Annotated in this window: 26 protein-coding genes; 10 read left to right on the forward strand and 16 right to left on the reverse strand. The window is 61.8% G+C overall.

What is annotated here, in order from left to right; genetic code table 11:
• Nucleotides 1-22: 22 nt before the first annotated feature.
• From J1777_RS14240 to J1777_RS02070, 3 genes are read left to right on the forward strand one after another with little or no spacing between them, the layout of a single operon-like run.
• Complete coding sequence (locus J1777_RS14240; RefSeq protein WP_242700333.1) at nt 23-817, forward strand: FAD-dependent oxidoreductase; 795 nt, start codon at nt 23-25, stop codon at nt 815-817.
• Complete coding sequence (locus J1777_RS14245) at nt 769-1,347, forward strand: NAD(P)/FAD-dependent oxidoreductase (RefSeq protein WP_242700334.1); 579 nt, start codon at nt 769-771, stop codon at nt 1,345-1,347. The genes J1777_RS14240 and J1777_RS14245 overlap by 49 nt, the downstream gene beginning before the upstream one ends.
• 36 nt (nt 1,348-1,383) lie before the next feature.
• The gene (locus J1777_RS02070) at nt 1,384-1,749 is read left to right on the forward strand and encodes a DUF5368 domain-containing protein (protein ID WP_207574179.1); all 366 of its coding nucleotides are present in this window, start codon (nt 1,384-1,386) and stop codon (nt 1,747-1,749) included.
• A gap of 23 nt (nt 1,750-1,772) precedes the next feature.
• Here J1777_RS02070 and J1777_RS02075 read toward each other — a convergent pair whose 3' ends face one another.
• Nucleotides 1,773-2,681, reverse strand: coding sequence for a DMT family transporter (locus tag J1777_RS02075; protein WP_207574180.1), 909 nt, complete (start codon nt 2,679-2,681; stop codon nt 1,773-1,775).
• Between the two features lie 131 nt (nt 2,682-2,812).
• The gene (fnr, locus tag J1777_RS02080) at nt 2,813-3,541 is read right to left on the reverse strand and encodes a fumarate/nitrate reduction transcriptional regulator Fnr (RefSeq protein ID WP_207574181.1); all 729 of its coding nucleotides are present in this window, start codon (nt 3,539-3,541) and stop codon (nt 2,813-2,815) included.
• Between the two features lie 195 nt (nt 3,542-3,736).
• On the opposite strand from fnr, the gene hemN reads away from it, so the two are divergent.
• Together hemN and J1777_RS02090 are read left to right on the forward strand one after the other, a co-directional pair.
• Complete coding sequence (gene hemN, locus J1777_RS02085; RefSeq protein ID WP_207574182.1) at nt 3,737-5,119, forward strand: oxygen-independent coproporphyrinogen III oxidase; 1,383 nt, start codon at nt 3,737-3,739, stop codon at nt 5,117-5,119.
• Nucleotides 5,120-5,122: 3 nt separating this feature from the next.
• Nucleotides 5,123-5,809 (forward strand): sulfite exporter TauE/SafE family protein, encoded by a 687-nt coding sequence (locus J1777_RS02090; protein ID WP_207574183.1) that lies wholly within the window; start codon nt 5,123-5,125, stop codon nt 5,807-5,809.
• 257 nt (nt 5,810-6,066) lie between these two features.
• On the opposite strand, the gene J1777_RS02095 is transcribed toward J1777_RS02090, so the two are convergent.
• The gene (locus tag J1777_RS02095; RefSeq protein WP_207574184.1) at nt 6,067-6,402 is read right to left on the reverse strand and encodes a cell division protein ZapA; all 336 of its coding nucleotides are present in this window, start codon (nt 6,400-6,402) and stop codon (nt 6,067-6,069) included.
• Entirely contained in the window at nt 6,399-6,632 is a 234-nt protein-coding gene (locus J1777_RS02100; RefSeq protein ID WP_207574185.1) for a DUF904 domain-containing protein, read from the reverse strand. The genes J1777_RS02095 and J1777_RS02100 overlap by 4 nt, the downstream gene beginning before the upstream one ends.
• Before the next feature lie 215 nt (nt 6,633-6,847).
• On the opposite strand from J1777_RS02100, the gene J1777_RS02105 reads away from it, so the two are divergent.
• From J1777_RS02105 to J1777_RS02115, 3 genes are read left to right on the forward strand one after another with little or no spacing between them, the layout of a single operon-like run.
• Nucleotides 6,848-7,672 carry an ABC transporter substrate-binding protein gene (locus J1777_RS02105; RefSeq protein ID WP_207574186.1) on the forward strand — a complete coding sequence of 275 codons (825 nt, stop codon included), beginning with the start codon at nt 6,848-6,850 and terminating at the stop codon, nt 7,670-7,672.
• Complete coding sequence (locus J1777_RS02110; protein ID WP_207574187.1) at nt 7,650-8,672, forward strand: FecCD family ABC transporter permease; 1,023 nt, start codon at nt 7,650-7,652, stop codon at nt 8,670-8,672. The genes J1777_RS02105 and J1777_RS02110 overlap by 23 nt, the downstream gene beginning before the upstream one ends.
• Complete coding sequence (locus J1777_RS02115; protein WP_207574188.1) at nt 8,669-9,436, forward strand: ABC transporter ATP-binding protein; 768 nt, start codon at nt 8,669-8,671, stop codon at nt 9,434-9,436. The genes J1777_RS02110 and J1777_RS02115 overlap by 4 nt, the downstream gene beginning before the upstream one ends.
• Nucleotides 9,437-9,527: 91 nt before the next feature.
• Here J1777_RS02115 and J1777_RS02120 read toward each other — a convergent pair whose 3' ends face one another.
• The 10 genes from J1777_RS02120 to lipA all read right to left on the reverse strand — a co-directional run bounded on the left by J1777_RS02120 (nt 9,528) and on the right by lipA (nt 17,969).
• Entirely contained in the window at nt 9,528-10,040 is a 513-nt protein-coding gene (locus J1777_RS02120; RefSeq protein WP_207574189.1) for an ABC transporter substrate-binding protein, read from the reverse strand.
• 196 nt (nt 10,041-10,236) lie between these two features.
• A complete protein-coding gene (locus J1777_RS02125; RefSeq protein WP_207574190.1) occupies nt 10,237-11,016 on the reverse strand; it encodes an ABC transporter ATP-binding protein in 780 nt (259 codons plus the stop codon).
• A gap of 16 nt (nt 11,017-11,032) precedes the next feature.
• Nucleotides 11,033-11,746 (reverse strand): ABC transporter permease, encoded by a 714-nt coding sequence (locus J1777_RS02130; protein WP_207574191.1) that lies wholly within the window; start codon nt 11,744-11,746, stop codon nt 11,033-11,035.
• Nucleotides 11,747-11,764: 18 nt separating this feature from the next.
• Nucleotides 11,765-12,451 carry an ABC transporter permease gene (locus J1777_RS02135; protein ID WP_207574192.1) on the reverse strand — a complete coding sequence of 229 codons (687 nt, stop codon included), beginning with the start codon at nt 12,449-12,451 and terminating at the stop codon, nt 11,765-11,767.
• A gap of 91 nt (nt 12,452-12,542) precedes the next feature.
• Nucleotides 12,543-13,316 (reverse strand): lysine/arginine/ornithine ABC transporter substrate-binding protein, encoded by a 774-nt coding sequence (locus tag J1777_RS02140; RefSeq protein ID WP_207574193.1) that lies wholly within the window; start codon nt 13,314-13,316, stop codon nt 12,543-12,545.
• 190 nt (nt 13,317-13,506) lie between these two features.
• A complete protein-coding gene (locus J1777_RS02145) occupies nt 13,507-14,430 on the reverse strand; it encodes a thiamine phosphate synthase (protein WP_207574194.1) in 924 nt (307 codons plus the stop codon).
• A gap of 21 nt (nt 14,431-14,451) precedes the next feature.
• Complete coding sequence (locus J1777_RS02150; protein WP_207574195.1) at nt 14,452-15,261, reverse strand: thiazole synthase; 810 nt, start codon at nt 15,259-15,261, stop codon at nt 14,452-14,454.
• A gap of 91 nt (nt 15,262-15,352) precedes the next feature.
• Nucleotides 15,353-15,553: a sulfur carrier protein ThiS gene (gene thiS, locus J1777_RS02155; protein WP_207574196.1), complete on the reverse strand. Its 201-nt coding sequence runs from the start codon at nt 15,551-15,553 to the stop codon at nt 15,353-15,355.
• An 11-nt stretch (nt 15,554-15,564) separates the two neighbouring features.
• On the reverse strand, nt 15,565-16,659 hold the full coding sequence (locus J1777_RS02160; RefSeq protein ID WP_207574197.1) for an FAD-dependent oxidoreductase: 1,095 nt from the start codon (nt 16,657-16,659) through the stop codon (nt 15,565-15,567).
• A gap of 260 nt (nt 16,660-16,919) precedes the next feature.
• The gene (gene lipA / locus J1777_RS02165; RefSeq protein WP_207574198.1) at nt 16,920-17,969 is read right to left on the reverse strand and encodes a lipoyl synthase; all 1,050 of its coding nucleotides are present in this window, start codon (nt 17,967-17,969) and stop codon (nt 16,920-16,922) included.
• A 245-nt stretch (nt 17,970-18,214) separates the two neighbouring features.
• Here lipA and J1777_RS02170 point away from each other — a divergent pair, with 245 nt between their 5' ends.
• Entirely contained in the window at nt 18,215-19,138 is a 924-nt protein-coding gene (locus J1777_RS02170; RefSeq protein ID WP_207574199.1) for an ATP adenylyltransferase family protein, read from the forward strand.
• Between the two features lie 85 nt (nt 19,139-19,223).
• Here J1777_RS02170 and lgt read toward each other — a convergent pair whose 3' ends face one another.
• Together lgt and rlmB are read right to left on the reverse strand one after the other, a co-directional pair.
• On the reverse strand, nt 19,224-20,033 hold the full coding sequence (lgt, locus tag J1777_RS02175) for a prolipoprotein diacylglyceryl transferase (RefSeq protein ID WP_207574200.1): 810 nt from the start codon (nt 20,031-20,033) through the stop codon (nt 19,224-19,226).
• Nucleotides 20,034-20,044: 11 nt separating this feature from the next.
• Nucleotides 20,045-20,851, reverse strand: coding sequence for a 23S rRNA (guanosine(2251)-2'-O)-methyltransferase RlmB (rlmB, locus tag J1777_RS02180; protein WP_207574201.1), 807 nt, complete (start codon nt 20,849-20,851; stop codon nt 20,045-20,047).
• A 206-nt stretch (nt 20,852-21,057) separates the two neighbouring features.
• On the opposite strand from rlmB, the gene sstT reads away from it, so the two are divergent.
• Complete coding sequence (gene sstT / locus J1777_RS02185; protein ID WP_207574202.1) at nt 21,058-22,275, forward strand: serine/threonine transporter SstT; 1,218 nt, start codon at nt 21,058-21,060, stop codon at nt 22,273-22,275.
• The last annotated feature ends 78 nt before the right edge of the window (nt 22,276-22,353 follow it).

The raw sequence follows: 22,353 nt of genomic DNA on the forward strand, positions 1-22,353 counted from the left end.
CTTCTTACTCCAGGAGACAAGCATGGACCGCATCAACAACTTCAACCGCCGGGACTGGCTCAAGCTGCTGACGGCGGGTGCCGCCGCCGCTTGCGCCACGCACAGTGCCCAGGCCCAGGCAGCGCAGCCGGTCAAGACGGCTGCTCGCATCGTGATTGCGGGGGCCGGGGCGGCGGGGTTGGCGGCGGCTTCGCGTCTGGCGCAGCAGTTGTCGGGTGCCCAAATTACGCTGGTGGACGCGCGCAAAGAACACTATTACCAGCCTGGTTTTACCCTGGTGGGCGCGGGCATCAAACCGGCGGACTATGTGGTGTCACAAACGGGCAGTTATGTGCCCTCTGGGGTGCAGTGGGTGCAAGAGCGCGTCACCGAGATCGACCCCGAGGGCAACAAGGTGGTTACGCAATCGGGCCAGGTGCTGCCGTATGACTTTTTAATAGTCGCCACCGGCCTGCAGCTGGAATATGGCCGCATCGAAGGCATGGAGCCGGGCCTGATTGGCCAGCATGGCATTGGCAGCATCTACAACGGCCCGGATGCCGCAGCCGCCACCTGGGGCTTGATGAGCCAGTTTGCCACCCAGGGCGGACGCGGCGTGTTCACCCGCCCTGGCACCGAGATGAAGTGCGCCGGTGCGCCGCTCAAATACACCTTTCTCAGCGAAGACCGCGCCACGCGCCAGGGCGGACGCAGCAAGGCAGAGTTTGTTTATTTCTCGAACAACGCGGCCTTGTTCAGCGTGCCCATCGTCTCGGAGAGAAGGTGCGCATGCTATTCAAAGAGCGCAACATCCAAACCCAGTACCACCGGGTGCTGACAGCCATTGACCCCGGCAAACGCATTGCCACTTTCAAGACCCAAGAGGGCACCGAAGAGCAGAACTGGGACTTCATTCACATCATCCCGCCCATGCTGGCCCCAGAAGCCGTGCGCAACAGCCCTTTGCCCTGGCAAAGCGGTAACTGGGCTGCCGAGGGCTGGATGGAGGTGGACAAAGGCACGCTGCGCCACGTGCGCTACCCCAACGTCTTTGGTGTGGGCGACATTGCCGGCGTGCCCAAGGGCAAGACGGCGGCCAGCGTGAAGTGGCAGGTGCCGGTGGCCATCGATCACTTGGTGGCCGATATTCAGGGCAAGCAGTCCGATGCGCGGTACAACGGCTACACCTCCTGCCCCCTGATCACCCGCCTAGGCCAGGCCATGCTGGTGGAGTTTGATTACGAAAATAATCTCACGCCCTCCTTCCCCGGGGTCATTGCGCCGCTGGAGGAGCTGTGGATCAGCTGGGTCATGAAGACCATGGCCCTCAAGCCCACCTACATCAGCATGCTGCGTGGTCAGGCTTGATTCCCAGAACCCCGAACCCCAAGAAGGAAACCCGTCATGAAAGAACTCGATCCGCTGATTTTCTGGTACGTCTTTCAAGAGATGCTGGGCGCACCGCTGCTGTGGTTGCTCATTATTTTGATAGCTGGAGGCACTTTGGCCTTCTTATTTTTACTATTCAAAGAGCGCACAATCGTTGCTCGGCGCATGGTAGGTGCTCAAGCAATAGGATTGCTCGGCGGTGCGCTGGCCCTGGTGGTGATGGCCAAGGTGTCGTCCTCGGGCTTTACCGATGCAGGCGGCCCGGCCGACTGGTTTTTGATTGCCCTGGTCTTTGGCCTGGGGGCTGTGGGCACCACGGTGTTGGGTTACACCGTGGCGGGCTATATGCACTGCAAATGCCCGAGGGCTGCAAAGGCCTAGCCGCTCGTGGCGCTGGGGCTTTTTTAGCGCCGCCCGCGTTGCATGATGGCGGTGCCCAGCACCGCCAAAGTGCCGCCAATGAGCAGGCTGGTATCCAGTGCCTCGTGCAGCAGCAGCGCCGACACCGCCACCCCCACCACCGGCACCAGGGTGATGTAGCCGGCTGCCGCGCCTGCACCCAGGCGCTTGACCCCATCAAAGAACCAGGCATAGGCCAGGGCCGTGGCACCAAAGGCCAAGAACAACAAAGCCCCCCAGGCACTCCAGCCGCTGTGCAGGGCCGCTTGCACTCCGGCAGGGCCTTCCACCAGCAAGCTGGCCACAATCAAAAACAGCGCCCCAAAGCTGGCCGTCACCGCCGTGGCCGAGAGCGCATCCACCCCATTCATCACCCAGCGCCCCAGCAAGGTGTAGCCCACCCAACAGGCCACACAGCCCAGAATCAGCCACTCGCCCAAGCCCAGCTGCCCCTGCAAAATGTGCAAGGGGTTGCCTTGGGAAATCACGATGATGGCGCCGCAAAACGCCATGGCCATGCCCAGGCCGATGATGGCATTGAGCCGTTCTTTGAACAGCCACACCGCCAGCAGCAGCGTGACCACCGGATTGAGGGTGATCAGCAAGGCCGCCTTGCCCGCCGGCAGGTACTGCAGCCCCGACAGGAACAGGCTGGCATAGCCAAATACCCCAACAAAACCGCCTAAAGCCATACCCATCCAGCGCTTCGTGCTCCAGTTTTTAAGTTGTGTGAAGCCGCCACTGTGGTACATCCACGGCAGCAACACCAGCAGCGCCAGCACAAACCGCAAGCTGGCGGCTGCCAGCGGTGGCATGGCCTGGGCCACGATGCGCCCGGCGGGCCAGGAGGCCCCCCACAGAATGACCATGCCTAGCATGCGGGCGTGGGGGCCAAAGTTGGAAAGTCGTAGCATAGGGGGCGCACTATAGGCTTGCTGCACCTGCGTGGTGCTGGATAGTGCCAAGAGGTTTGGGAAAGAGCAGGCCTTTAGGCAGGCCTGGGGGGGGATATTGGATGTTGGGTGGCTGGTGCCAAGCGGCCAGGTCAGCGCCCTTCGCGGGAATTGTTCACCAAGCGTTGCAGTGCCTCTTGGTTGAGGATGCGGATATGGCGCTGTTTGACCTCTACCATGCCATCTTCGACAAATTTGGAGAAGGTGCGGCTGACGGTTTCGAGTTTGAGGCCCAGGTAACTGCCAATTTCTTCGCGCGTCATGCGCAAAATCAGCTCCGAAGAAGAAAAACCGCGTGAATGCAGGCGTTGCACCAAATTCAAAATAAATGCGGCCAGCCGTTCCTCGGCCCGCATGCTGCCCAGCAGCAGCATCACACTGTGCTCGCGCACGATTTCACGGCTCATGACTTTGTGCACATGCGATTGCAGCGCCGTGACTTCGCGGGAGATTTCTTCGATGCGGTTAAACGGCATCACGCACACTTCGGCGTTCTCTAGCGCAATCGCATCGCAGGTGTGGTGATTGTGAACAATGCCATCCAAGCCAATGATTTCCCCCGCCATTTGAAAGCCGGTGACTTGGTAGCGACCGTCCTCGGTGGCGACACAGGTTTTGAAAAATCCGGTGCGAATGGCGTAGAGCGAGGTGAAATCTTCACCGTTTTGAAACAGCATGTCGCCACGCTTGATCTTGCGCCGGGTGGCGACCACCTCTTCAATGCGCTGCATTTGCTGGCAGTCCAGGCCCACGGGCATGCACAGTTCGCGCAGATTGCAATTGGAGCAGGTAACTTGTATGGATGCAGTGGTAGGAGTCATTGAGCCAAGACCGCCGTTGCCCGGGGCAAAGAGATAAAACAAAGGAAGACACGGGGCATTTGGGGTAAGCCCGTGCTGCGCTGACTTAGGTCAAATTATCACCCGATTCCTTTTAAATAAATAATTGACACACGTCAAGTCGGTAGCTTGGTTATTTACCCGAAAATAAAGGGCTTACCAAGGAGAAGATTGCCCATGAGTATTGTCACGCCCGATTTGCTGCGCCGTTATGACGTGCCAGGGCCACGCTATACCTCCTACCCGACGGCTGACCGCTTTGTTGAGGCCTTCCGCGAAAAAGATTACATCGTTGCGCTGCAGCAGCGCAAAGTGCTCTCTGCCACGGCAGTGCAGCCACTGTCGCTGTACATCCACATTCCGTTTTGTGAATCGCTGTGCTACTACTGCGCGTGCAACAAAATCATCACCAAACACCACGATCGGGCGGCAAAGTACTTGCAGTATCTGGAGCGTGAGCTCGATTTGCATGTGCAGCACCTGGGGCGTGGGCAGGTGGTGAGTCAGCTGCATTTTGGGGGGGGAACACCGACGTTCTTGTCCGATGAAGAGCTTGCCAGCCTGATGCAGGTACTGCGGGCACGGTTTGAGTTTGCCCCCGATGGTGAATATTCGATTGAGGTGGATCCCCGCACGGTCACGCCTGAACGCTTGCAAGTGCTATGGGATATTGGCCTGAACCGCCTGAGCTTTGGCGTGCAGGATTTTGACTCTGATGTGCAGCAAGCCGTGCATCGCATTCAGCCGGCTGAACAGGTGTTTGCCTTGGTCGAGGCGGCCCGCAAAATCGGTTTTAAATCGCTGAACGTCGATTTGATCTACGGCCTGCCCAAACAAAATCCGCAATCCTTTGCCCGTACGCTGGAGCAGGTGGGGGAGTTGCGGCCTGATCGCATTGCCTTGTATGGCTACGCCCACCTGCCTGAGCGCTTCAAGTCGCAGCGGCGCATTTTGCGGCCTGACTTGCCCACAGCGGGTGACAAGCTGGAAATGCTTTCGGCAGCCATTGATAGCTTTATCGATGCAGGTTATGTGTACGTGGGGATGGACCACTTCGCCCTGCCGGACGATGCCTTGGCGATTGCCAAACGCCAAGGGCGCTTGCACCGCAACTTTCAAGGCTATAGCACCCAGCCCGATTGCGATTTGATTGCTTTGGGTGTGTCGGCCATTGGCCGCATTGGCGGCACTTACAGCCAAAATGCGAAAACTTTGGACGAGTATTACGATTTGATCGACCAAGGTTTGCTGCCCATTGTGCGTGGTTTGGCGCTGTCTAAAGACGACTTGATTCGCCGCGCCGTGATCATGGCCATCATGTGCCAAGGCGAGCTGTTGTTTGAATCCATCAACAACGCCTGGCTGATTGATTGCAAGCAGTACTTTGCTGCTGAGTTTGAGTTGCTGCGTGGCCAGCAAGAAGAGGGCTTGGTTGAAGTGTTGGACGACTGTATTCGTGTCACTTCCAAGGGATGGTTTTTTGTCCGTGGGGTGGCCTTGGTGTTTGACCGCTATTTGCAAGCCGCGCGCAGTCGGGAGCGCTTTTCGCGGATCATCTGATCCATGCTGATCTCTTTGCTGTGGACAACCTTATTCATGGGGCTCGTAGGGGGGCCCCATTGTCTTGTCATGTGTGCAGCGCCCTGTGCGCTGGTTGCCTCTGGTGGTGCTTCTGACCAGGCCGCATCGCGTTGGCGTTGGCTGAGTTTTCACGTTGGGCGTTTGCTCGGCTATAGCGCCTTGGGGGCGTTGGCTGCCTGGGCCATGGGCGAGATGGCCTGGCTGGCCAGCACCACCACGTGGCTGCGTCCTGTGTGGACGGGCATGCATTTGGCCATTTTGTTTTGGGGTGGGCTAATGCTGCTCCAGGGCCAACAGCCGCGCTGGCTGGAGGCCGGTGGGCGGGCTGTGTGGCGCAAAGTGCAGCCCTTGGTGACGCAACCCAGTGGTAGCTTTTTGGCGGGTATGGCCTGGGCACTTTTGCCATGTGGGTTGTTGTATTCGGCAGTGCTGACCGCCGCCTTGGCGGCCAATCCTGGCTTTGGGGCGCTGAGTATGCTGGCTTTTGGCGTGGGGTCGGGCCTGTGGCTGTGGCTGGCTCCGCTGGCTTGGCGTTTGCTGCAAGGGGCCGTGGGGCGTTGGCGCAGCGATTGGGGCACCCGGGCGGCGGGGGCGATGCTGGTGGGGGTTGCGTTGTGGGCGCTGTGGCTGGATGCGGTGCATGGGCCAGAGCTGTGGTGTGCGACCTAGCCAAGCGTTGGCGGGTGCCAGCGCTGCACATAAGGCATAAGGTGTCTGCAAAACTACCGGGCCGTCAACCTGAACCGGGGGTTCAGGTGGGCGAGGGCAGCCTGGCGTTGGGTTCATCTGACGCGAGACGATCACGCTCCCCAGGCAATGTACCAAGCCCGTGCTCAATGAGCATTGGTTCAAGGCAATATAAAGCCCGACAGAATTGCAGACGGCGCGATTTTAGCAAGCCTGCAGGGGCAGGGCTTACAAAATAATTAAATTGTTGGTGCGGGTGCCAGCACCCGGTCTAGGCGCTCAACCAGGGCGTTCAGGCGGGCCTGCTCGGCGGCAGTGGGTGCGGTGCAGATGGGGGCTGGCTGCGGTTGCAGCAGCTGCTGCTGAATGTGCTTTTGCAAGGCCTGGTTTTGGAAGGCAAAGTTCACGGCCGCCAACACGGCAGCCTGTTCGCGGGTGCGCACTTTGGCCAATTCACACAAGGGCTGCATGGCCTGGTTGGCTTTGACCACGGCTTCGAGCAAGGCGGCTTCTTGCCCATCGGGGCAGCTTAAAACATAGTCTTGCTGCAAAATTTTTACGGAAACTTGGCTCATGCCTCCTCCTGGTCAGCGCTGTGTGTGCTTTGATTGACGGGCAATTGCGCGATCAAGGTATCAATGCGGGCGCGGGCTGCTTGCAGGCGCAAGCGCAGCGAGTCACGCTCTTGGAGGGTGGCGTTGAGTTGCGCCTGCAGCTCGGTGTGGGCGTGCGCCAGTGCTTCGTAGCGACTGAGCAAGGCCTCGGTACGCGCGGCCAGATCGTCAAGGGAAAAAGTGGTGGTCATGCAGGGGTCGATTGTAGGCGTTGCGCTGATTTTTGTGCGGCGCAGCAAATGCAACAGATGGTGAATTGGTCAGGGCTTCTACAATCCTGGTGGTGGTGCAATTTTCTAAAAAAATAGCGTATACCGCTTGTTTAATCAATAAAAACTAGTAAATGAATCTTAAAAATATGTCAGTAAAGCGATTCATGCTATGGCTTGTATGGTTTTGCAGTGGTTTGCCGCTTCAAATTCAGGCCCAGACGGCCCCTGCGCTGGACCGTGCTCCCCAGCGGATTGTGAGTTTGCAGCCAGCATTGACCGAGGTGCTGTGCGCTTTAGAGCAGTGCCAGCGCCTGGTGGGCATAGACCGCTATTCGAGCTGGCCGGCTGAGGCCCTCGCCCATTTGCCCAAGGTGGGGGGCGGCCTGGATCCGAGCCTGGAGGCCATCATCGCCCTGCAACCCGATGCGGTGCTGCTGTCGCGTGCCGCCCCGGTGGGGGAGCGTTTGCGGGCTTTGGGTGTGCGCACGGTGGTGCTGGATGCGCAAAACCTGGCCGAGGTGCAGCACATGATCGTCACCATTGCCGCTTTGGTCCACCAGCCTGCAGCGGGGGCGCAACTGTGGCAGCAGCTGCAAGCAGCGCTGGATGGCGTGGCGCAGCGCTTGCCGCCGACGATTGCTGGCACCCGCGTGTATGTTGAAGTGGGGCAAGGGCCGTATGCCGCTGGGGCCAGTTCTTATCTGGGTGAAATTTTGACCCGCATGGGCATGGTCAATGTGGTGCCGGCAGAAATGGGGCCTTTCCCCTTGGTGAGCCCCGAGTTTGTGCTGCGTGCGGCCCCGCAAGTGGTGATTCAAGGCGCGGCCGCGGCCGCTGCGCCCCCTTTTCCTGGATGGGGGCAATTGCCTGCGGTGCGCGAGCAGCGCATTTGCCGTTTTGATGCGGAGCAAATCAATATTTTGGTGCGCCCTGGCCCGCGCATGGCACAGGCTGCGCAACTGCTGGCCCAGTGCTTGATCGACAAGGCCCCTCGCCATGCCAAGCCATCCTCTTTGTAACACCGCGCCCGCCGCCCGTTGGCTGGGGCTGGCTTTGGTGCTGCTCAGCCTTGGGTTGCTGGCGATGGGGGTGGCGGTGGGCAGCACCGGGCTGGAGGCGGTGTGGCGCTGGCCGCACGATGCCATTGCCCAGCAAATCATTGTGGAGATTCGCTTGCCGCGCACGCTGGGGGCCTGGCTGGCCGGGGCGCTGCTGGGCTTGGCTGGAGCGGTGGCGCAAGGATTGTTTCGCAACCCTTTGGCCGATCCGTATCTGTTGGGCAGTGCTTCCGGGGCGGCGTTGGGCGGGGCGCTGGCCTTGCTGTTGGCCGGTGGTGCCCCGCTGGGCTTGCTGTGGCTGCCGCGGCTGGGCATGACGGGGATGGCGTTTATGGGGGCTGCCGGTGCGGTATTTTTGGCGCTGGTTTTGGCCCAAGGCAGTCAGCAGGGCTTGCGCCTCTTGCTGGCCGGGGTGGTGGTGGGGGTGGTGCTGGGTGCGGTGCGCGATGGGTTGGAGCTGCGCTACCCCGAGATTTTGCAGCCCATGAAAGCCTTTGGCCTGGGCAGCACCGCGTTGGTTGGCTGGGCCGCGTGCGCTGTGATGGCCGCAGCCTGGCTGCTGTGTTTGGCCGCCGCCTGGAGTCTGGCGCGGGCGTTGGATGGCTTGGCCCTGGGCGAGGCCACGGCCGCCAGTTTGGGCCTGCCTTTGACAGCGATGCGCTTGGGGCTGCTGGCCGTGCTGGCACTGGCCACGGGCACGGCGGTGGCGCAAACGGGGTTGATTGCTTTTGTCGGTCTGGCTGCGCCGCATTTGGTGCGCAGCCTGGTGCAGGGGCCCCACCGCACCAGTGTGGTGCTGGCCAGTGCCATGGGGGGGGCGTTGCTGTTGGCGGCGGATATTTTGGCGCGGGGCTTGCTGGCCCCTCAGGAGTTGCCCGTCGGTGTGGTCACCGCCTTGCTGGGGGGGAGCTACCTGCTGGTGCTGATGTACCAGCGCAGAATGCGGGACTTGGCATCATGAAAAAGATAGCTATTAGCGCTGAATCTATCAGCGTTAATGCCAAAAATAGATGTATTTTGAACCGGGTGAATACGGCGATTTTTGCCGGACAATGGACGGCCATTGTGGGCCCCAATGGTGCGGGCAAATCGACGTTGCTGCGCGCCCTGGCCGGGCTGCAACCGCTGGCCCATGGGCAGGTGCAATTGCTGGGCCAGCCCTTGGCCCAGTGGCCGCGCAAGGCCCAAGCCCGGCAGCTGGCCTGGTTGGGCCAAGGCGAGGCGGCCCCCGCTGACTTAAGCAGTTACGACGTGGCCATGCTGGGCCGCCTGCCGCACCAAAACTGGCTGGCGGCCCCCAGTGCCGCCGACCATGCGGCCGTGGCCCAGGCGCTGCAGGCCACCCAGGCCTGGGATTGGCGCGATCGGCCTTTGGGGGAGCTTTCCGGTGGCGAGCGCCAGCGCGTGCTGCTGGCCCGGGCTTTGGCTACCCAGGCCCCGGTTTTGCTGATGGATGAGCCTTTGGCCAATCTGGATCCCCCCCACCAAAGCGACTGGATGGCCACAGTGCGCCGCCATGCTGCCCAGGGGGGCACGGTGGTGAGTGTGTTGCATGAGTTGGGGGTGGCGCTGCAATCTGACTGCTTGATCATTCTGCAGGCCGGGCAGCTCGTACACCACGGGCCCAGCGATGATGCCGTGACCCATGCGGCGCTGGAGGCGGTGTTTGACCAGCGAATTCGGGTGTGTGCGGTGCAGGGGCAGTGGGTTGCGCTGCCGGTGTAGCGGCGCTGGCCCCCGCCCCCCCCGCTTTGCGTCGCTGCCAGCGCCATCCGGCAGGACGGGGGAAGCGCGCGACTTGGAGGTTGATGCTTACTTACTGTGCTGCAGCGCGTGCGCTGGCGGCTTTGGCCTGGGCGGCTTCGAGTTGCTGCTGCAGGGCGGCGGCTTCGGCCTCGGCGGCTTTGGCATCGGCTGCGGCCTGGGCTTTGGCGGCGGCATTGGGGTCTTCTGCCTTGTCACCTTGGAAGGTGCTGGCCAAGGCATTGCCGGCCATGGTGCCCACCACCGCACCCACCGCAGCGCCGGCAACGGTGCCCATCATGCCGGAGCCAGCGCTGGCCGCTGGAGCCGCTGCGGCAGGTGCTGGGGTTGCAGCAGCGGTGGCCGGTGCTGCCGGGGTGGCGGGTGTGGCGGCTGCAGGGCGTTGGGCAGCGGCCGGAGCGGCAGGGGCCGCGGGGCTGGCCGGTGCTTTGCTGACCGCTGCGGGGCGTGCCATGGGCTTTTTCGCCCCCCCCAGGCGTTTGGCTTGGGCAACGGAAGGGATGGCAAAGGCTGCGATCGTGACGGCCAGGACAGAGGCGGTTGCACGCAGGGAAGTCGTTGTCATACGGATTACTTTCTTTGGGGTTGGAGAGGTTTTAGGGCCTGCTTTGGAGGGAGGGGTGGGGCCAGAGTTCCCAGAAAAAATGCGCCGAGAAGAAAAAAATTTCCTCATAAAAAAGAGCTTGTTCCGCACGAAAAATCAATATTTCAGCAGCTAAACAGGCTGAAACCTTTTTGATTCAAGCGCAAGCAGCTATCTTTTACTTCAGGCTGCCCGATAAGAACTTGGCCAGCCGCTCGCTTTGCGGGTGAATGAGCACCTGCTTGGGGTCGCCTTGCTCTTCGATCAGGCCCTGGTGCAAAAAGACCACGTGGTTGGAGACTTCGCGGGCAAAGCCGATTTCGTGGGTGACGACGACCATGGTGCGCCCCTCCTGGGCCAGCACCTGCATGACGCGCAGCACCTCGCCGACCAGTTCGGGATCGAGGGCGCTGGTGGGCTCGTCAAACAGCATCACCTCGGGCTCGACCGCCAGGGCGCGGGCAATGGCCACACGCTGCTGCTGGCCGCCGCTCATGTGGTTGGGGTAAACGTCTTCGCGCCCTTCCAGGCCAACCAATTGCAGGTATTTGCGGGCGCGGGTGATGGCTTCGTCTTTGGGCAGGCCCAGCACGTGGATGGGCGCTTCGATGATGTTTTGCAGCACGGTTTTGTGCGCCCACAGGTTGAAGTGCTGGAACACCATGGCCAGCTTGGTGCGCAGGCGCTGCAGTTGCTTGGGCTGCACGGCCTCCAGCTCGCCATGGCGCCCGGCCTTGAGCTGCAGCTCTTCCCCGGCGACGATGATGCGGCCTTGTTGGGGCTTTTCCAGCAGGTTGATGCAGCGCAGCAAGGTCGATTTGCCAGAGCCGGAGCTGCCGATCAGGCTGATCACGTCGCCCGCGCGGGCATGCAGGGTCACGCCTTTGAGCACTTGGTTGCTGCCGTAGCTTTTGTGGATGTTTTCGGCCTGGAGTTTGAAGGCGGTGGTATCGGTCATGGGCTGAAATAAAGGCTTAATTACTGCGTGGGGCTAGGTAGGCCAGATAGCGTTTTTCCAGCAGGCGGAAAAAGCCGATCAGGGCAAAGGTCACGCACAGGTAGAGGACGGCGGCGGCCAGGTAGGCCTCAAACGGCAGGTAGTAGTCCGAGTAGATTTGGCTGGCCACGGCGGTGATGTCGGTCAGCGCCGGGACGGTGCTGGCCAGGCTGGTGGAGTGCAACATCATCACCACCTCGTTGCTGTAGGGCGGCAGGGTGCGGCGGATGGCGCTGGGCAGCACGATGCGGGCCATGATCTGCCAGCGGCCCATGCCCATGGCGCGGGCGGCCTCGACCTCGCCGGGGTCGGTCTCGCGGATGGCCCCGGCCAGCATTTCGGCGGTGTAGCCGCCGGTGTTCAGCGCAAAAGCCAGCAGGGCGCAGAAGAAGGGCTCTTTAAAGTGCGTCCAGGGCCAGACGGCATCCCAGCGCTCTTGAATCCAATCGAGCTGCGCCAGGCCGTAATAAATCAAATACACCTGAATGAGCAGCGGCGTGCCGCGCACAAAATAGGTAAAGCTGCCGACCAGCTTTTGCAGCACCCAAGGGCCGTTGGTCAATGCCAGGGCGCAGGCCACGGCCAGCACCGCGCCGATGCCCAGGCTGGACAGCAGCAGCGATAAGGTGGTGAGCAGGCCGTGCCAAAAGGCCAGCAGTTGTTCGGTCTCGAAAATGATTTCCCAACTCATGGTGAATGCTTCCTTTGGTTAGAGTTGGACTTTTTCGGTGCCCAGGCTGTAGCGGGCGTTGATGCGCTTGAGCACGCTGAGCGAGACGCTGGTGAAAACCAGGTACAAGGCCGCGGCAAACATTAAAAAGATAAACGGCTCGCGCGTGGCGGCACTGGCCTGCTTGGCCATATAGGTCATGTCGTGCAGGCTGATCAGACTGACCAGGGCGGTGGCCTTGATCAGCACCAGCCAGTTGTTGGTGTAGCCGGGCAGGGCGTAGCGCACCATTTGCGGCAGGGTGATGCGCAAAAAGGTGCGCACTGGCCCCATGCCAAAGGCCCAGGCCGCTTCCATCTGCCCCTTGGGGATCGAGAGGATGGCCGCGCGAAAGGTCTCGGTCATGTAGGCCCCGTAGATAAAACCCAGGGTGGCCACACCGGCGATGAAGGGGTTCAAATCCAGCACATAGTCTGAGCCCATGGCCTCGAACAGGTTGTTGATGCCGATGGCGGCACCGTAAAAGACCAGCAGCATCAGCACCAGCTCGGGGATGCCGCGCACCACGGTGGTGTACAGCGTGGCCAGCCAGACCAGGGGGCGGCGGCCCGAGAGCTTGGCAGTGGCCCCCAGCAAACCCAGTACGGTAGAGACCAGCAGCGAGGCCAGCGAGACGGCCACGGTCAGCAGCGCCCCTTGCAAAATGGAAATGTAGTAATGGCTCATGCGCAGTACAGCTAAGAAAACAGCGAGCCCGCCCACTTGCAATCAAATGGGCGGGCTGGTGAGAGCGGCAAATCAGGCCTGCAGGGCGGGCTTAGTTGCCGTAGGGGTCAAAGTCGAAGTATTTTTTGGCGATTTTGTCGTAGGTGCCATTGGCGCGGATGGTTTTGATGGCCGCGTTGATCTGGCCGATCAGCTCTTTTTGGCCTTTGCGGGCCGGAATGCCAATGCCATCGCCGTAGTACTTGGTGTCGTACTGGTCAGGGCCAACGTAGCCGTAGTCCTTGCCCTCGGGCTTGCGCAGGAAGCCGCCGTGTACTTCCACCTTGTCGGCCACAGTGCCATCGAGGCGGCCAGCGTTGATGTCCAGGTACACCTGGTCTTGCGCTTCGTAGGGCACGACGTTTACGCCAGCGGGTTTCAATTCGCCCATGGCCCATTTCTCTTGGGTGCTGCCTTTGAGCACGCCGATGGACTTGCCTTTGAGGGAGGCGGGGCCGGTGTATTCCGTGCCCTTTTTCACCACGATGGCGCTGGGGGTTTTGTAGTAGCGCTCAGAGAAATCGACCACTTTGCGCCGCTCGTCGGTGATCGACATGGAGCTGACGATGATGTCGTACTTGCGCGCTTGCAGGCCGGGGATCATGCTGTCCCACACCTGTTCGACGAAGACGCACTTGCGCTTCATCTCGGCGCACAGGGCTTCGGCAATGTCCACGTCAAACCCGGTGGGTTTGCCGTCGGCAGTTTTAAAGGTAAAGGGTTCGTAGGTGGGGTCAATGGCCACCTTCAGGGGTTTGAGATCGGCGGCCTGTGCGGTAAAGGTGCAGGCCGCCAACAAGGCCAGCCCAAGCAGTTTTTTGCTCATAAATTTACCTTCCTTGGATGGACAAGATTCCTGTGATCCCCCCTTGCCACGGCAAGGGCGGGGGTGCGTGGCATTGTAAGAGTTTGCTTTCGGGCTTTTATTGCGGTTTGCACGGATAGTGTCTTATTGAATGTTTTTCATCATAAAACATTGACGATTTGACCAATTGTGTCGCTTTTATTGCAATAAATTAAGGGTATGTACTGAACCGTTCCTTGAGCAAAGTGGCAGCGGCCTCTGGGTCGGGGGCGTTCACCAACGCCCGCACCACGGCAATGCTGCCCACGCCGGTGGCGCGCACGGCGGCGAACTGCTCGGCACCGATACCGCCGATGGCCACCAGTGGCGTGCCGCGCAGCAGCTGGGCGTAGGCCGCCAGCCGGGCCAAGCCTTGCGGGGCGGTGGCCATTTTTTTCAGTGTGGTGGGAAAAACGGCACCCAGGGCGATGTAGCTGGGGTGTACCGCGTGGGCTTTGCACATTTCCGCATAGCCGTGGGTGCTGATGCCCAGGCGGGTGCCGCTGGTGCGGATGCGCTGCAGCGCACCGGCGGGCAGGGCATCGAGGTCTTCTTGGCCGATGTGGATGCCGTAAGCACCGGCGTGCAGGGCCGCTTCCCAATGGTCGTTGATGAACAAGCGGGCCCCCGTGCCCTGCACGGCAGCCACGGCGGCCTGCACCTGGGCGTGGATGGCGCAGGGGTCATCGCTTTTAAAGCGCAGCTGCACCGTGGGCACACCGGCGCGGGCCATGCGGCCGACCCAGTCGGCATCGGGCAGCACGGCGTACAGGCCCAATTGCTGCGGGCAGGGGGCAAAGGCGTGGGCCGGGTCGGGGGCGCTCAGACCGAAATCTGCCGCATGGCTGGGCCAGAGGCTGGCATCAAACGCCCCCAGGCGCTGGCTTTGCCGCTGCCAGGCCAGCGCCAGGGTGTGGGCATCGCAGGCGATAAAGCCCAGCTGACTGCAGGCGCTGAGGGCGGCTTGGTAGATGGGGTCAGCGCCGTCGTCGATGGCGGGCGTGGGCTGGGCGGGCAGACCGTCCTGCCCGGCAAAGCGGGCGCGGTGCGCGGCCAGGATGGCGGCCTGCAGGGTGGCGATGGATGCGTCGTTCATGCGGCGTGGTTTATGTGTGCTTTATGCGTGGTGCCAGAAAGGGGTGCCCAGCGTGGGGGTGCTGGGCTGGGCGGCGGTTTGCTCGGCCATGGCCCCGGCGCGGTAGGCGTTGCGCCCGGCCTGGGTGGCATCGGCAAAAGCACCGGCCATGGCCACGGGGTCTTGCGCCAAGGCGACGGCGGTGTTGAGCAGCACGCCGTCAAAGCCCCACTCCATCACCGTGCAGGCGTGGCTGGGGCGGCCCAGCCCGGCATCAACGATCAGCGGCACGTCCAGGCGCTCGCGCAGCATCTGCATGGCGTAGGGGTTGGCCGGGCCACGGCCCGTGCCAATGGGGGCGGCCCAGGGCATGACGGCCTGGCAGCCCACATCGACCAGGCGCTGGCACAGCACCAGGTCTTCGGTGCAGTAGGGCAGCACGTTGAAGCCGTCCTTGATCAGGATGTCCGCCGCCTGCACCAGGTTGAGCGTGTCGGGCTGCAGGGTGTAGTCGTCGCCAATGAGTTCGAGCTTGATCCAGGGTGTGTCGAACACTTCGCGGGCCATTTGTGCGGTGGTGATGGCTTCTTGCAGGCTCATGCAGCCGGCGGTGTTGGGCAGCACCGGCACGTTCAGCTGTTTGAGCAATTGCCAGAAGCTGGCCCCGGCATCTTGCACCTGGGCGGTGTTGCTGCCCTGGCGGCGCAGCGCGGCGGTGACCATGGCCGGCTGGGCGCGGCGCACGGCGGCTTCCAAAATGGCGGGCGAGGGGTAGCGCGAGGTGCCCAGCAGCAAGCGGCTGCTGAAGGTCTGGCCGTACAGGGTCAAGGGTGTATCTGGCATGGTATTCATTAAATTGAGAGCTGCTTACGCATGATTTATCTATGTTTAAGACTATTTATAGTCTGAAAACAAATAAATAAAAGCGCAAGCAGCTATTGTTTTAACCTCCCGTTACCGGGGCAATCACTTCCAGCCGATCCCCTTCTTGCAGGGGTTGGTGGGCGTACTGGCTTTTGGGGACAAAGCGGGTGTTCAGCGCCACCGCGTAGGGTGGTTGGGCATTCCACTGCGCCAGGGCATCGGCCACGGTGGCGCTGGCTGCGGCCAGTACCACGGGTTGTTGGTTGATCAGGATGTGCATAACGGCAAAGTTTAGCCTTGCAGCACCGGCACCTGCATCTGTGCGGCCAGAGGGCTGGTGCCGTCGGCCAGTACCTGCAGGGTGATGTCGTGCATGGTGGGGCTGATCATGAAGCCATGGCGGTACAGGCCATTGACCTGTAGCACGCGCTCGCCCACCCAGCGCAGGGCGGGCAGGTTGTCTGGCAGGGTGGGGCGCAGGCCGGTGTTCAGTTCTAGGATGCGCGCCTCAGCAAAGCCGCTGTGTACGGTGTAGAGGGCGCTTAATAGCTCCATCGTCGAGCGCAGGCTGGCCGGGCCGGCATCGCTGGATTCGATCTCGGTGGCACCGATGACGAAAACGTGGTTTTCCTTGGGTGCGATGTAGAGCGAATAGCGCGGATGAATCAGGCGCGTGGGGCGCTGCAGGGTCACTTCGGGCGCGTGCACGCGAATCACCTCGCCGCGCACGCCGCGCAGCTGCGGCCAGGCGCTTTGGGCACCCAGGCCCCGGCAGTCCAGCACCAGGTCGGGCTGACCGGGTTGGCCGGGGGCAAAGTCGCTCAGCTCTTTGGGGCTGTGCCAGTGCAGGGCCACGCCCAGGGTGTGCAGTTCAGCCACCAGGGCGGGCAGCAGCTGGCGGTTGTCCAGCTGGCCCTCGTCCGGCAGCAAGATGCCCGCCTGAAAGCGCCCTTGCAGCGCAGGCTCAACGGCGGCCAGGCGCTGGGCATCCAGTTGCTCGGGGCGCGGCAGGCTGGTGTTGAGGTGGTAGTTTTTGTCGAACAGGCCGGCCAGGCGCTGGGCCTCGGGCCCATCTTGGCGGTGCCAGACGATGAGGGTGCCGTTGCGCTGAAAGTACACCGGGGTTGCCAGACTGTGCAGCAGCTGCGGCCAGCGCTCTAGGCTGTGCTGGCCCATGCGCACCACGTTGGGTTCGGTCACCGCCGATTCGGCCAGCGGCGCCAGCATGGCTGCGGCCACCGGGGCGGCAGCGCCGTCGGCGCTGGGGCCGTGGGCATCGAACACTTCGACCTGGTGGCCTTGGCGGGCCAGGCTCAGGGCCAGCAGGCGGCCCATCAGGCCAGCGCCTAAAACGGTGATGCGGGAGGGGTTGGTCAGTGTGAACATGGCAGGGTGCAGCTCCAGAATGTCAAGGGCAAAACCAGGACAAAACCGGGCGCAATGGCGCCTGCTGATAGAAACTCCCCACGCCAGCATGATCTGGATCGGGTCTTGGGGGCCAGGCCCCAGGGTATGTTCTCAGTCGCGCAGCTGTTGTTGCAAACAGCGGGACACCCCTGTTTCGTCCGTAGAGCGGCAATTACAGCACAGCCCGCTGGCCTGGGGGGGCTGCGGGCTGTGGAAAAACGGCACAAGTTTGGGCTAGATCAGCAACGCATCGCGCTGGTGGCTGAATCGCGCAGGCCTTGCAGTACGTTCAGATCCAGCCCGGCGTTGTTGTGCTCCAGCACCCGCTCGGCGCGGTAGCTGGAGCGCACCAGCGGGCCGGAGACGACCTCTAAAAAGCCCATCTCCATGCCGATGTCGCGGTAGCGCAGGAACTCCTCGGGGGTGACAAAGCGCTGCACCGGCAGGTGGTTTTTCGTGGGGCGCATGTATTGGCCAAAGGTGACCACGTCCACATTGGCGGCGCGGATGTCGGTCAGGGCCTGCACCACCTCTTCGTCGGTCTCGCCCAGGCCCAGCATCAGGCTGGTTTTGGTGACGGTCTGGGGCGCGTAGCTTTTGGCAAATTTCAGCACGTCCAGCGTGACCTCGTAGCTGGCCCGCGCGTCGCGCACGGGGTGGGTCAGGCGCTGCACGGTTTCTAAATTTTGGGCATAGGTGGCCAGCCCGGCATCGAGCACCTGGGCCACCAGGTGGTGTCGGCCTTGGAAGTCGGGCGTGAGCGCTTCGATCGCGGTCTGCGGCATGCGCTCATGAATGGCGCGAATGCAGGCGGCATAGTGGCCTGCGCCCAGGTCGTCCAGGTCATCGCGGTCCACCGAGGTCAGCACCACGTATTTCAGCCCCATCAGCGCCACCGCATCGGCCACGTTGGCCGGTTCTTGGGGATCGAGCCAGCCGTGTGGGTTGCCGGTATTGACGGCGCAGAACTTGCATGCCCGCGTGCAGACCGAGCCCATCAGCATCAGCGTGGCCGTGCCGCGTCCCCAGCATTCGGTGATGTTGGGGCATTTGGATTCAGCGCACACCGTGTGCAGTTTGTGCGAGCGCACAATGTCCATCACCGCTTCGTATTTGGCCCCATTGGGCACACGGATGCGCAGCCAATCGGGCTTTTTCTCGGCATCGGCAATGGCGGCCAGGGCGTTGGGCTTCATGCCATCGAGCACCGCCTTGGTGCCTTCCGGGGTGACGATTTTGGAGCCCGAAGTGGGCCGTTGGCGGTGGATGGTAATAGTCTGTTCGCTCATGCTAAAAAAGCCCTTGGCTGCTGGGCAGCGGTCAATATCGTAAACCGGGCAAATTGTATCGACCCGGCCTGTGGGCTGGCGGGCGGGCGCTTGATTCCAGCAACCAGCGCGTGGGATGGCAGCGCCAGGAGGGCCGACAAGGCGGATGGCTGCACTAGGGTTTACGCTAGGAAAGCAAAAAATTGGGATGGATTTTGCTTCCTAGAATCATTCGATAAATTTGCAATTCAAAGAAGGAGACAGCTATGACCGCCTTGCTCGATGCCATTCGCAGCAAAACCGACAGTGCCTTGGCCAGTGGCGATTTAAGCCCCCTGGAAACCAGCGAAACGGTGGTGGAGCAAAACGGCTTGCGCTTTATCGTGCGCTGGGCCGAAGCCCTGGCCCGCAAGGATGCGGCCAAAGCCGCCGCCCCGGCCGCTGCGCCAGCACCTGCCGCCGGGGCCGATGCCGTGATCTTGCCCGGTGGCCCGCGCGACCCCAATTTCAATCCCTTTTTAAACCCCGACCCGGCCCTGACCGTGGGCCCCATCGGCACGCAGCACACCATCGTGCTGAATAAATTTCCCGTCTGCTTGCACCACCTGGTGCTGGCGCGGCGCGATTTTGCCGAGCAGCTCACCCCGCTGGAGCTGTGCGATTTTGAGGTGCTGGCACAGCTGCTCTGCACCCTGGACGGCTTGGGCTTTTACAACGGGGGTGCCCCCGCCGGGGCCAGCCAGCGCCACAAACACGTGCAATGGGTGCCGGCCGAGCCCGGCAATGCCTCGCTGGCGCAACTGGCGGCGGGCTTGCCGGCCGATGCCCAACCGGGCGTGGTGTACCGCCACCCGGCCTTGCCCATGGCGCACGCTTTGCTCAAGGTGGATGTCGGCCTGGGTGCAGACCAGAACGCCAGCGCCGCCGCCATGCTGGCCGCCTACCACCAGGCGCGTGCCGACCTGGGGCTGGTGCCCGGGGCAGATGGATTGCTGCCGTCGTTCAACATGCTGGTGGGCAGCGGTTGGCTGCTGTTGGTGCCGCGCAGCCAAGAGCACTTTGAAGGGGTGTCGATCAACGCCCTGTCGTTTGGCGGCACGATTTATGTGCGCCAGCCCGAGCAGGTGGAGCTGATTCGCCAGACCGGCCCGCTGCAGGCCCTGGGCCGCGTGGGGCGGACGCTATCCTAAAAAGATAGCTGTTAGCGCTTGTTTTTAGTCATAATTATTGAAAAACAATCAATAAACTAGGCTATACAAGCGCCAGCAGCTCTTATTATTTTTGTGACCGACTGGCCCACACCCACAAACCCACCCCGGCCAGCACCATGGGCACGCACAGCCACTGCCCCATGCTCATGCCCAGCGAGAGCAGACCCAGGAAATCATCGGGCTCGCGAAAGTACTCGGCCACAAAGCGCAGGCTGCCGTAGCCCACTAAAAACGCAGCGGCCACCTGTCCGGTTTTGCGCGGCCCTTTGGCGTACCACCACAGCAGGGCAAACAGCAGCAAACCTTCCAGCAAAAACTGGTACAGCTGCGAAGGGTGGCGCGGCAACATGCTGCCGCTGTGCGGAAAAACCATGCCCCAGGGCAAGTCAGCACTGCTAAAGCGGCCCCACAACTCGCCATTGATAAAGTTGCCAATGCGCCCTGCGGCCAGGCCGGTGGGCACACACGGCGCGACAAAATCGGCCACCTGCAGCCACGGGCGCTGGCGCGAATGGGCAAACCACAGCATGGCGCCAATCACACCCAGCAGGCCGCCGTGAAAGCTCATGCCCCCCGTCCAGACCGCAAAGATTTCCAGGGGATGGCTCAGGTAATAACCGGGTTTGTAAAACAGACAGTAGCCCAAGCGCCCACCAACAATCACCCCCAGCACCCCGAGAAAGAGGATGTCCTCCACATCCTTGCGGCTCCAGGACTGGTTGACGGGCAAGTGGGCAAACGCCGGGTGCTGCAAGCGGCGCAGCCCCAGCAGCATGAACAGGCCAAACGCTGCCAGGTACGTTAGCCCATACCAGTGCACGGCCAGCGGCCCCAGCTGCAAGGCCACGGGGTCGATTTGTGGGTACATCAGCATGGCACCGCCCTTTATGCTTGGGCGGGCTGAACGCTGCCCGCCGTGGTGGTTGTGGTTGTGGTGGTAGCCGCTGCGCTGCGCTGGCGCACCGCTTCGTACAAGCACACGCCGCTGGCGACCGAGACGTTCAGGCTCTCCACCGCGCCGCACATGGGAATGTGGATCAGGCCATCGCAGGTTTTGCGGGTGAGTTGGCGCATGCCATCGCCCTCGGCCCCCAGCACCAGGGCCACGGGGCCGGTGAAATCGGCCTGAAACAAACTTTGCGGGGCATCGCCACTGGTGCCGATGATCCAAATGTTGCGCTCTTTAAGTTCATTCAAGGTGCGCGCCAGATTGGTCACCATAAAGTAGGGCACGGTCTCGGTGGCCCCACTGGCCACCTTGGCCACGGTGGCGTTGATGCCAGCCGCATGGTCTTTGGGCGCAATCACGGCATGCACCCCAGCGCCATCGGCCACACGCAAGCAAGCACCCAGGTTGTGCGGATCGGTCACGCCATCGAGCACCAGCAGCAAGGGGTTGCGCACGCCTTGGGCTTCTAAGTCATCCAGCAAATCATCCAGTGAATGCTGCTGGGCCAGGGCTTCAACCCGCGCAGCCACGCCTTGGTGGCCATGGCTGCCGGCCAATTTGGCAATGCGCAGGGCATCGGCCTCGATCAAGCGCACGCCTGCCTCGCGGGCACGCTCTAAAAATTGGCGCATGCGGGCATCGCGCCGGGTCGCTTCGTAATAGACCTCCACAATGGTGTGTGGAGCAGTTTTTAGGCGAACGCCTACGGCATGAAAGCCAAACAGAACTTTAGGGGAAGACATAGGGGCCGGATTATCAGGCCTGCCCCGGTTGGCGGTGGTGCTGCCCGTGCATTTTTCCCTTGGTGTGGCCCTGCCGCCAAGGGCATAGAAAAATATGCCAACCCATATTTAGGGCATCGCTTACCCCCTACACTCGCGCGTTTTGATTGTTTTCAAACCTGCCCGGCTACCCGTTGGGCGGGCTTTTTTTGATTGGCACCCCCATCATGCTTCACCGTCCTTTGCTTGGCTGGCTGCAACGCACCAGCATCGTTACGCAAATTGTTATCAGCCTGGTTGCGGGCACCATCTTTGCCCTGGTCTGGCCCGATGCGGCTGCCCGCGTCGAAATCCTGGGGACTTTGTTCATTTCGGCCCTGAAAGCGGTGGCCCCAATCCTGGTGTTAATTTTGGTGATTGCCGCCATCAGCAACCAACAGCCGGGCCAAACCACCCAGCTCAAGCCAATTTTGGGGCTGTACCTGGTGGGTACCTTGAGCGCGGCCATGGTCGCCGTGGTCGCAAGCATGGCGTTTCCCTCCACCTTGGTGCTCAAAGATGCCTCCACCGGCATGACCGCCCCGGGTGGCATCAGCGAAGTGTTGCTACAGCTTTTGAAGAACATGGTGGACAACCCCGTCAATGCGCTGCTGCACGCCAACTACATTGGCATTTTGGTGTGGGCCGTTGGCATGGGCATTGCCCTGCGCCAAGGGGCGGAGCACACCCGCCAAGTGATGACCGATTTCTCACACGGCATCACCTTGATCATTCAAGCTGTCATTCGTTTGGCCCCAGTGGGTATTTTTGGCCTGGTGGCCTCGACCATTGCCACCAACGGTACGCAAGTGCTGGCCGGTTATGCCCATTTGCTGCTGGTGCTGATCGGCTGCATGCTGTTTATTGCATTGGTGGTTAATCCCGCCATCGTGTGGTGGAAACTTCGCCGCAACCCCTACCCGCTGGTGCTGATGTGCCTGCGCGAAAGCGGCGTAACCGCCTTTTTTACCCGCAGTTCCGCCGCCAATATTCCGGTCAATCTGGCGATTGCCCAGCGCCTGAACCTGGATCCCACTACCAGCGGCGTGGCCATCCCCCTGGGGGCCACGATCAATATGGCAGGCGCGGCCATCACCATCAGCGTGCTGACACTGGCCGCTGTGAACACCATGGGCGTGGTGGTGGATGTTCCTACGGCGCTTTTGCTGTGTGTGGTCTCGGCCGTTTGCGCTTGCGGTGCCTCGGGGGTGCCCGGCGGCTCGCTGCTGCTCATTCCTTTGGCCTGCTCGTTGTTTGGCATTTCCAATGATGTGGCCATGCAAGTGGTGGCCGTGGGCTTCATCATTGGCGTGCTGCAAGATTCGGCAGAAACGGCGCTCAACTCTTCGACCGACATCATCTTTACCGCTGCGGCTTGCATGGCCGACCAGCAGCGCAAAGCCTAATCACCGCTGCTGCCCGGCATGGCGCCGGGCCAGGGGCTGCCTACAAGGCCGCGCTAGAATCCGCAGTTTGTCCAAGTA

Source organism: Comamonas denitrificans (genome assembly GCF_017368815.1).
Lineage (GTDB): Bacteria > Pseudomonadota > Gammaproteobacteria > Burkholderiales > Burkholderiaceae_C > Comamonas > Comamonas denitrificans.

What these genes read in the sequence shown, in the direction of transcription:
- J1777_RS14240 (WP_242700333.1), top strand. Translation starts at nt 23, where the DNA reads ATGGACCGCATCAACAACTTCAACCGCCGGGACTGGCTCAAGCTGCTG.
- J1777_RS14245 (WP_242700334.1), top strand. Translation starts at nt 769, where the DNA reads ATGCTATTCAAAGAGCGCAACATCCAAACCCAGTACCACCGGGTGCTG.
- J1777_RS02070 (WP_207574179.1), top strand. Translation starts at nt 1,384, where the DNA reads ATGAAAGAACTCGATCCGCTGATTTTCTGGTACGTCTTTCAAGAGATG.
- J1777_RS02075 (WP_207574180.1), bottom strand. Translation starts at nt 2,681, where the DNA reads ATGCTACGACTTTCCAACTTTGGCCCCCACGCCCGCATGCTAGGCATG.
- fnr (WP_207574181.1), bottom strand. Translation starts at nt 3,541, where the DNA reads ATGACTCCTACCACTGCATCCATACAAGTTACCTGCTCCAATTGCAAT.
- hemN (WP_207574182.1), top strand. Translation starts at nt 3,737, where the DNA reads ATGAGTATTGTCACGCCCGATTTGCTGCGCCGTTATGACGTGCCAGGG.
- J1777_RS02090 (WP_207574183.1), top strand. Translation starts at nt 5,123, where the DNA reads ATGCTGATCTCTTTGCTGTGGACAACCTTATTCATGGGGCTCGTAGGG.
- J1777_RS02095 (WP_207574184.1), bottom strand. Translation starts at nt 6,402, where the DNA reads ATGAGCCAAGTTTCCGTAAAAATTTTGCAGCAAGACTATGTTTTAAGC.
- J1777_RS02100 (WP_207574185.1), bottom strand. Translation starts at nt 6,632, where the DNA reads ATGACCACCACTTTTTCCCTTGACGATCTGGCCGCGCGTACCGAGGCC.
- J1777_RS02110 (WP_207574187.1), top strand. Translation starts at nt 7,650, where the DNA reads ATGCCAAGCCATCCTCTTTGTAACACCGCGCCCGCCGCCCGTTGGCTG.
- J1777_RS02115 (WP_207574188.1), top strand. Translation starts at nt 8,669, where the DNA reads ATGAAAAAGATAGCTATTAGCGCTGAATCTATCAGCGTTAATGCCAAA.
- J1777_RS02120 (WP_207574189.1), bottom strand. Translation starts at nt 10,040, where the DNA reads ATGACAACGACTTCCCTGCGTGCAACCGCCTCTGTCCTGGCCGTCACG.
- J1777_RS02125 (WP_207574190.1), bottom strand. Translation starts at nt 11,016, where the DNA reads ATGACCGATACCACCGCCTTCAAACTCCAGGCCGAAAACATCCACAAA.
- J1777_RS02130 (WP_207574191.1), bottom strand. Translation starts at nt 11,746, where the DNA reads ATGAGTTGGGAAATCATTTTCGAGACCGAACAACTGCTGGCCTTTTGG.
- J1777_RS02135 (WP_207574192.1), bottom strand. Translation starts at nt 12,451, where the DNA reads ATGAGCCATTACTACATTTCCATTTTGCAAGGGGCGCTGCTGACCGTG.
- J1777_RS02140 (WP_207574193.1), bottom strand. Translation starts at nt 13,316, where the DNA reads ATGAGCAAAAAACTGCTTGGGCTGGCCTTGTTGGCGGCCTGCACCTTT.
- J1777_RS02145 (WP_207574194.1), bottom strand. Translation starts at nt 14,430, where the DNA reads ATGAACGACGCATCCATCGCCACCCTGCAGGCCGCCATCCTGGCCGCG.
- J1777_RS02150 (WP_207574195.1), bottom strand. Translation starts at nt 15,261, where the DNA reads ATGAATACCATGCCAGATACACCCTTGACCCTGTACGGCCAGACCTTC.
- thiS (WP_207574196.1), bottom strand. Translation starts at nt 15,553, where the DNA reads ATGCACATCCTGATCAACCAACAACCCGTGGTACTGGCCGCAGCCAGC.
- J1777_RS02160 (WP_207574197.1), bottom strand. Translation starts at nt 16,659, where the DNA reads ATGTTCACACTGACCAACCCCTCCCGCATCACCGTTTTAGGCGCTGGC.
- lipA (WP_207574198.1), bottom strand. Translation starts at nt 17,969, where the DNA reads ATGAGCGAACAGACTATTACCATCCACCGCCAACGGCCCACTTCGGGC.
- J1777_RS02170 (WP_207574199.1), top strand. Translation starts at nt 18,215, where the DNA reads ATGACCGCCTTGCTCGATGCCATTCGCAGCAAAACCGACAGTGCCTTG.
- lgt (WP_207574200.1), bottom strand. Translation starts at nt 20,033, where the DNA reads ATGCTGATGTACCCACAAATCGACCCCGTGGCCTTGCAGCTGGGGCCG.
- rlmB (WP_207574201.1), bottom strand. Translation starts at nt 20,851, where the DNA reads ATGTCTTCCCCTAAAGTTCTGTTTGGCTTTCATGCCGTAGGCGTTCGC.
- sstT (WP_207574202.1), top strand. Translation starts at nt 21,058, where the DNA reads ATGCTTCACCGTCCTTTGCTTGGCTGGCTGCAACGCACCAGCATCGTT.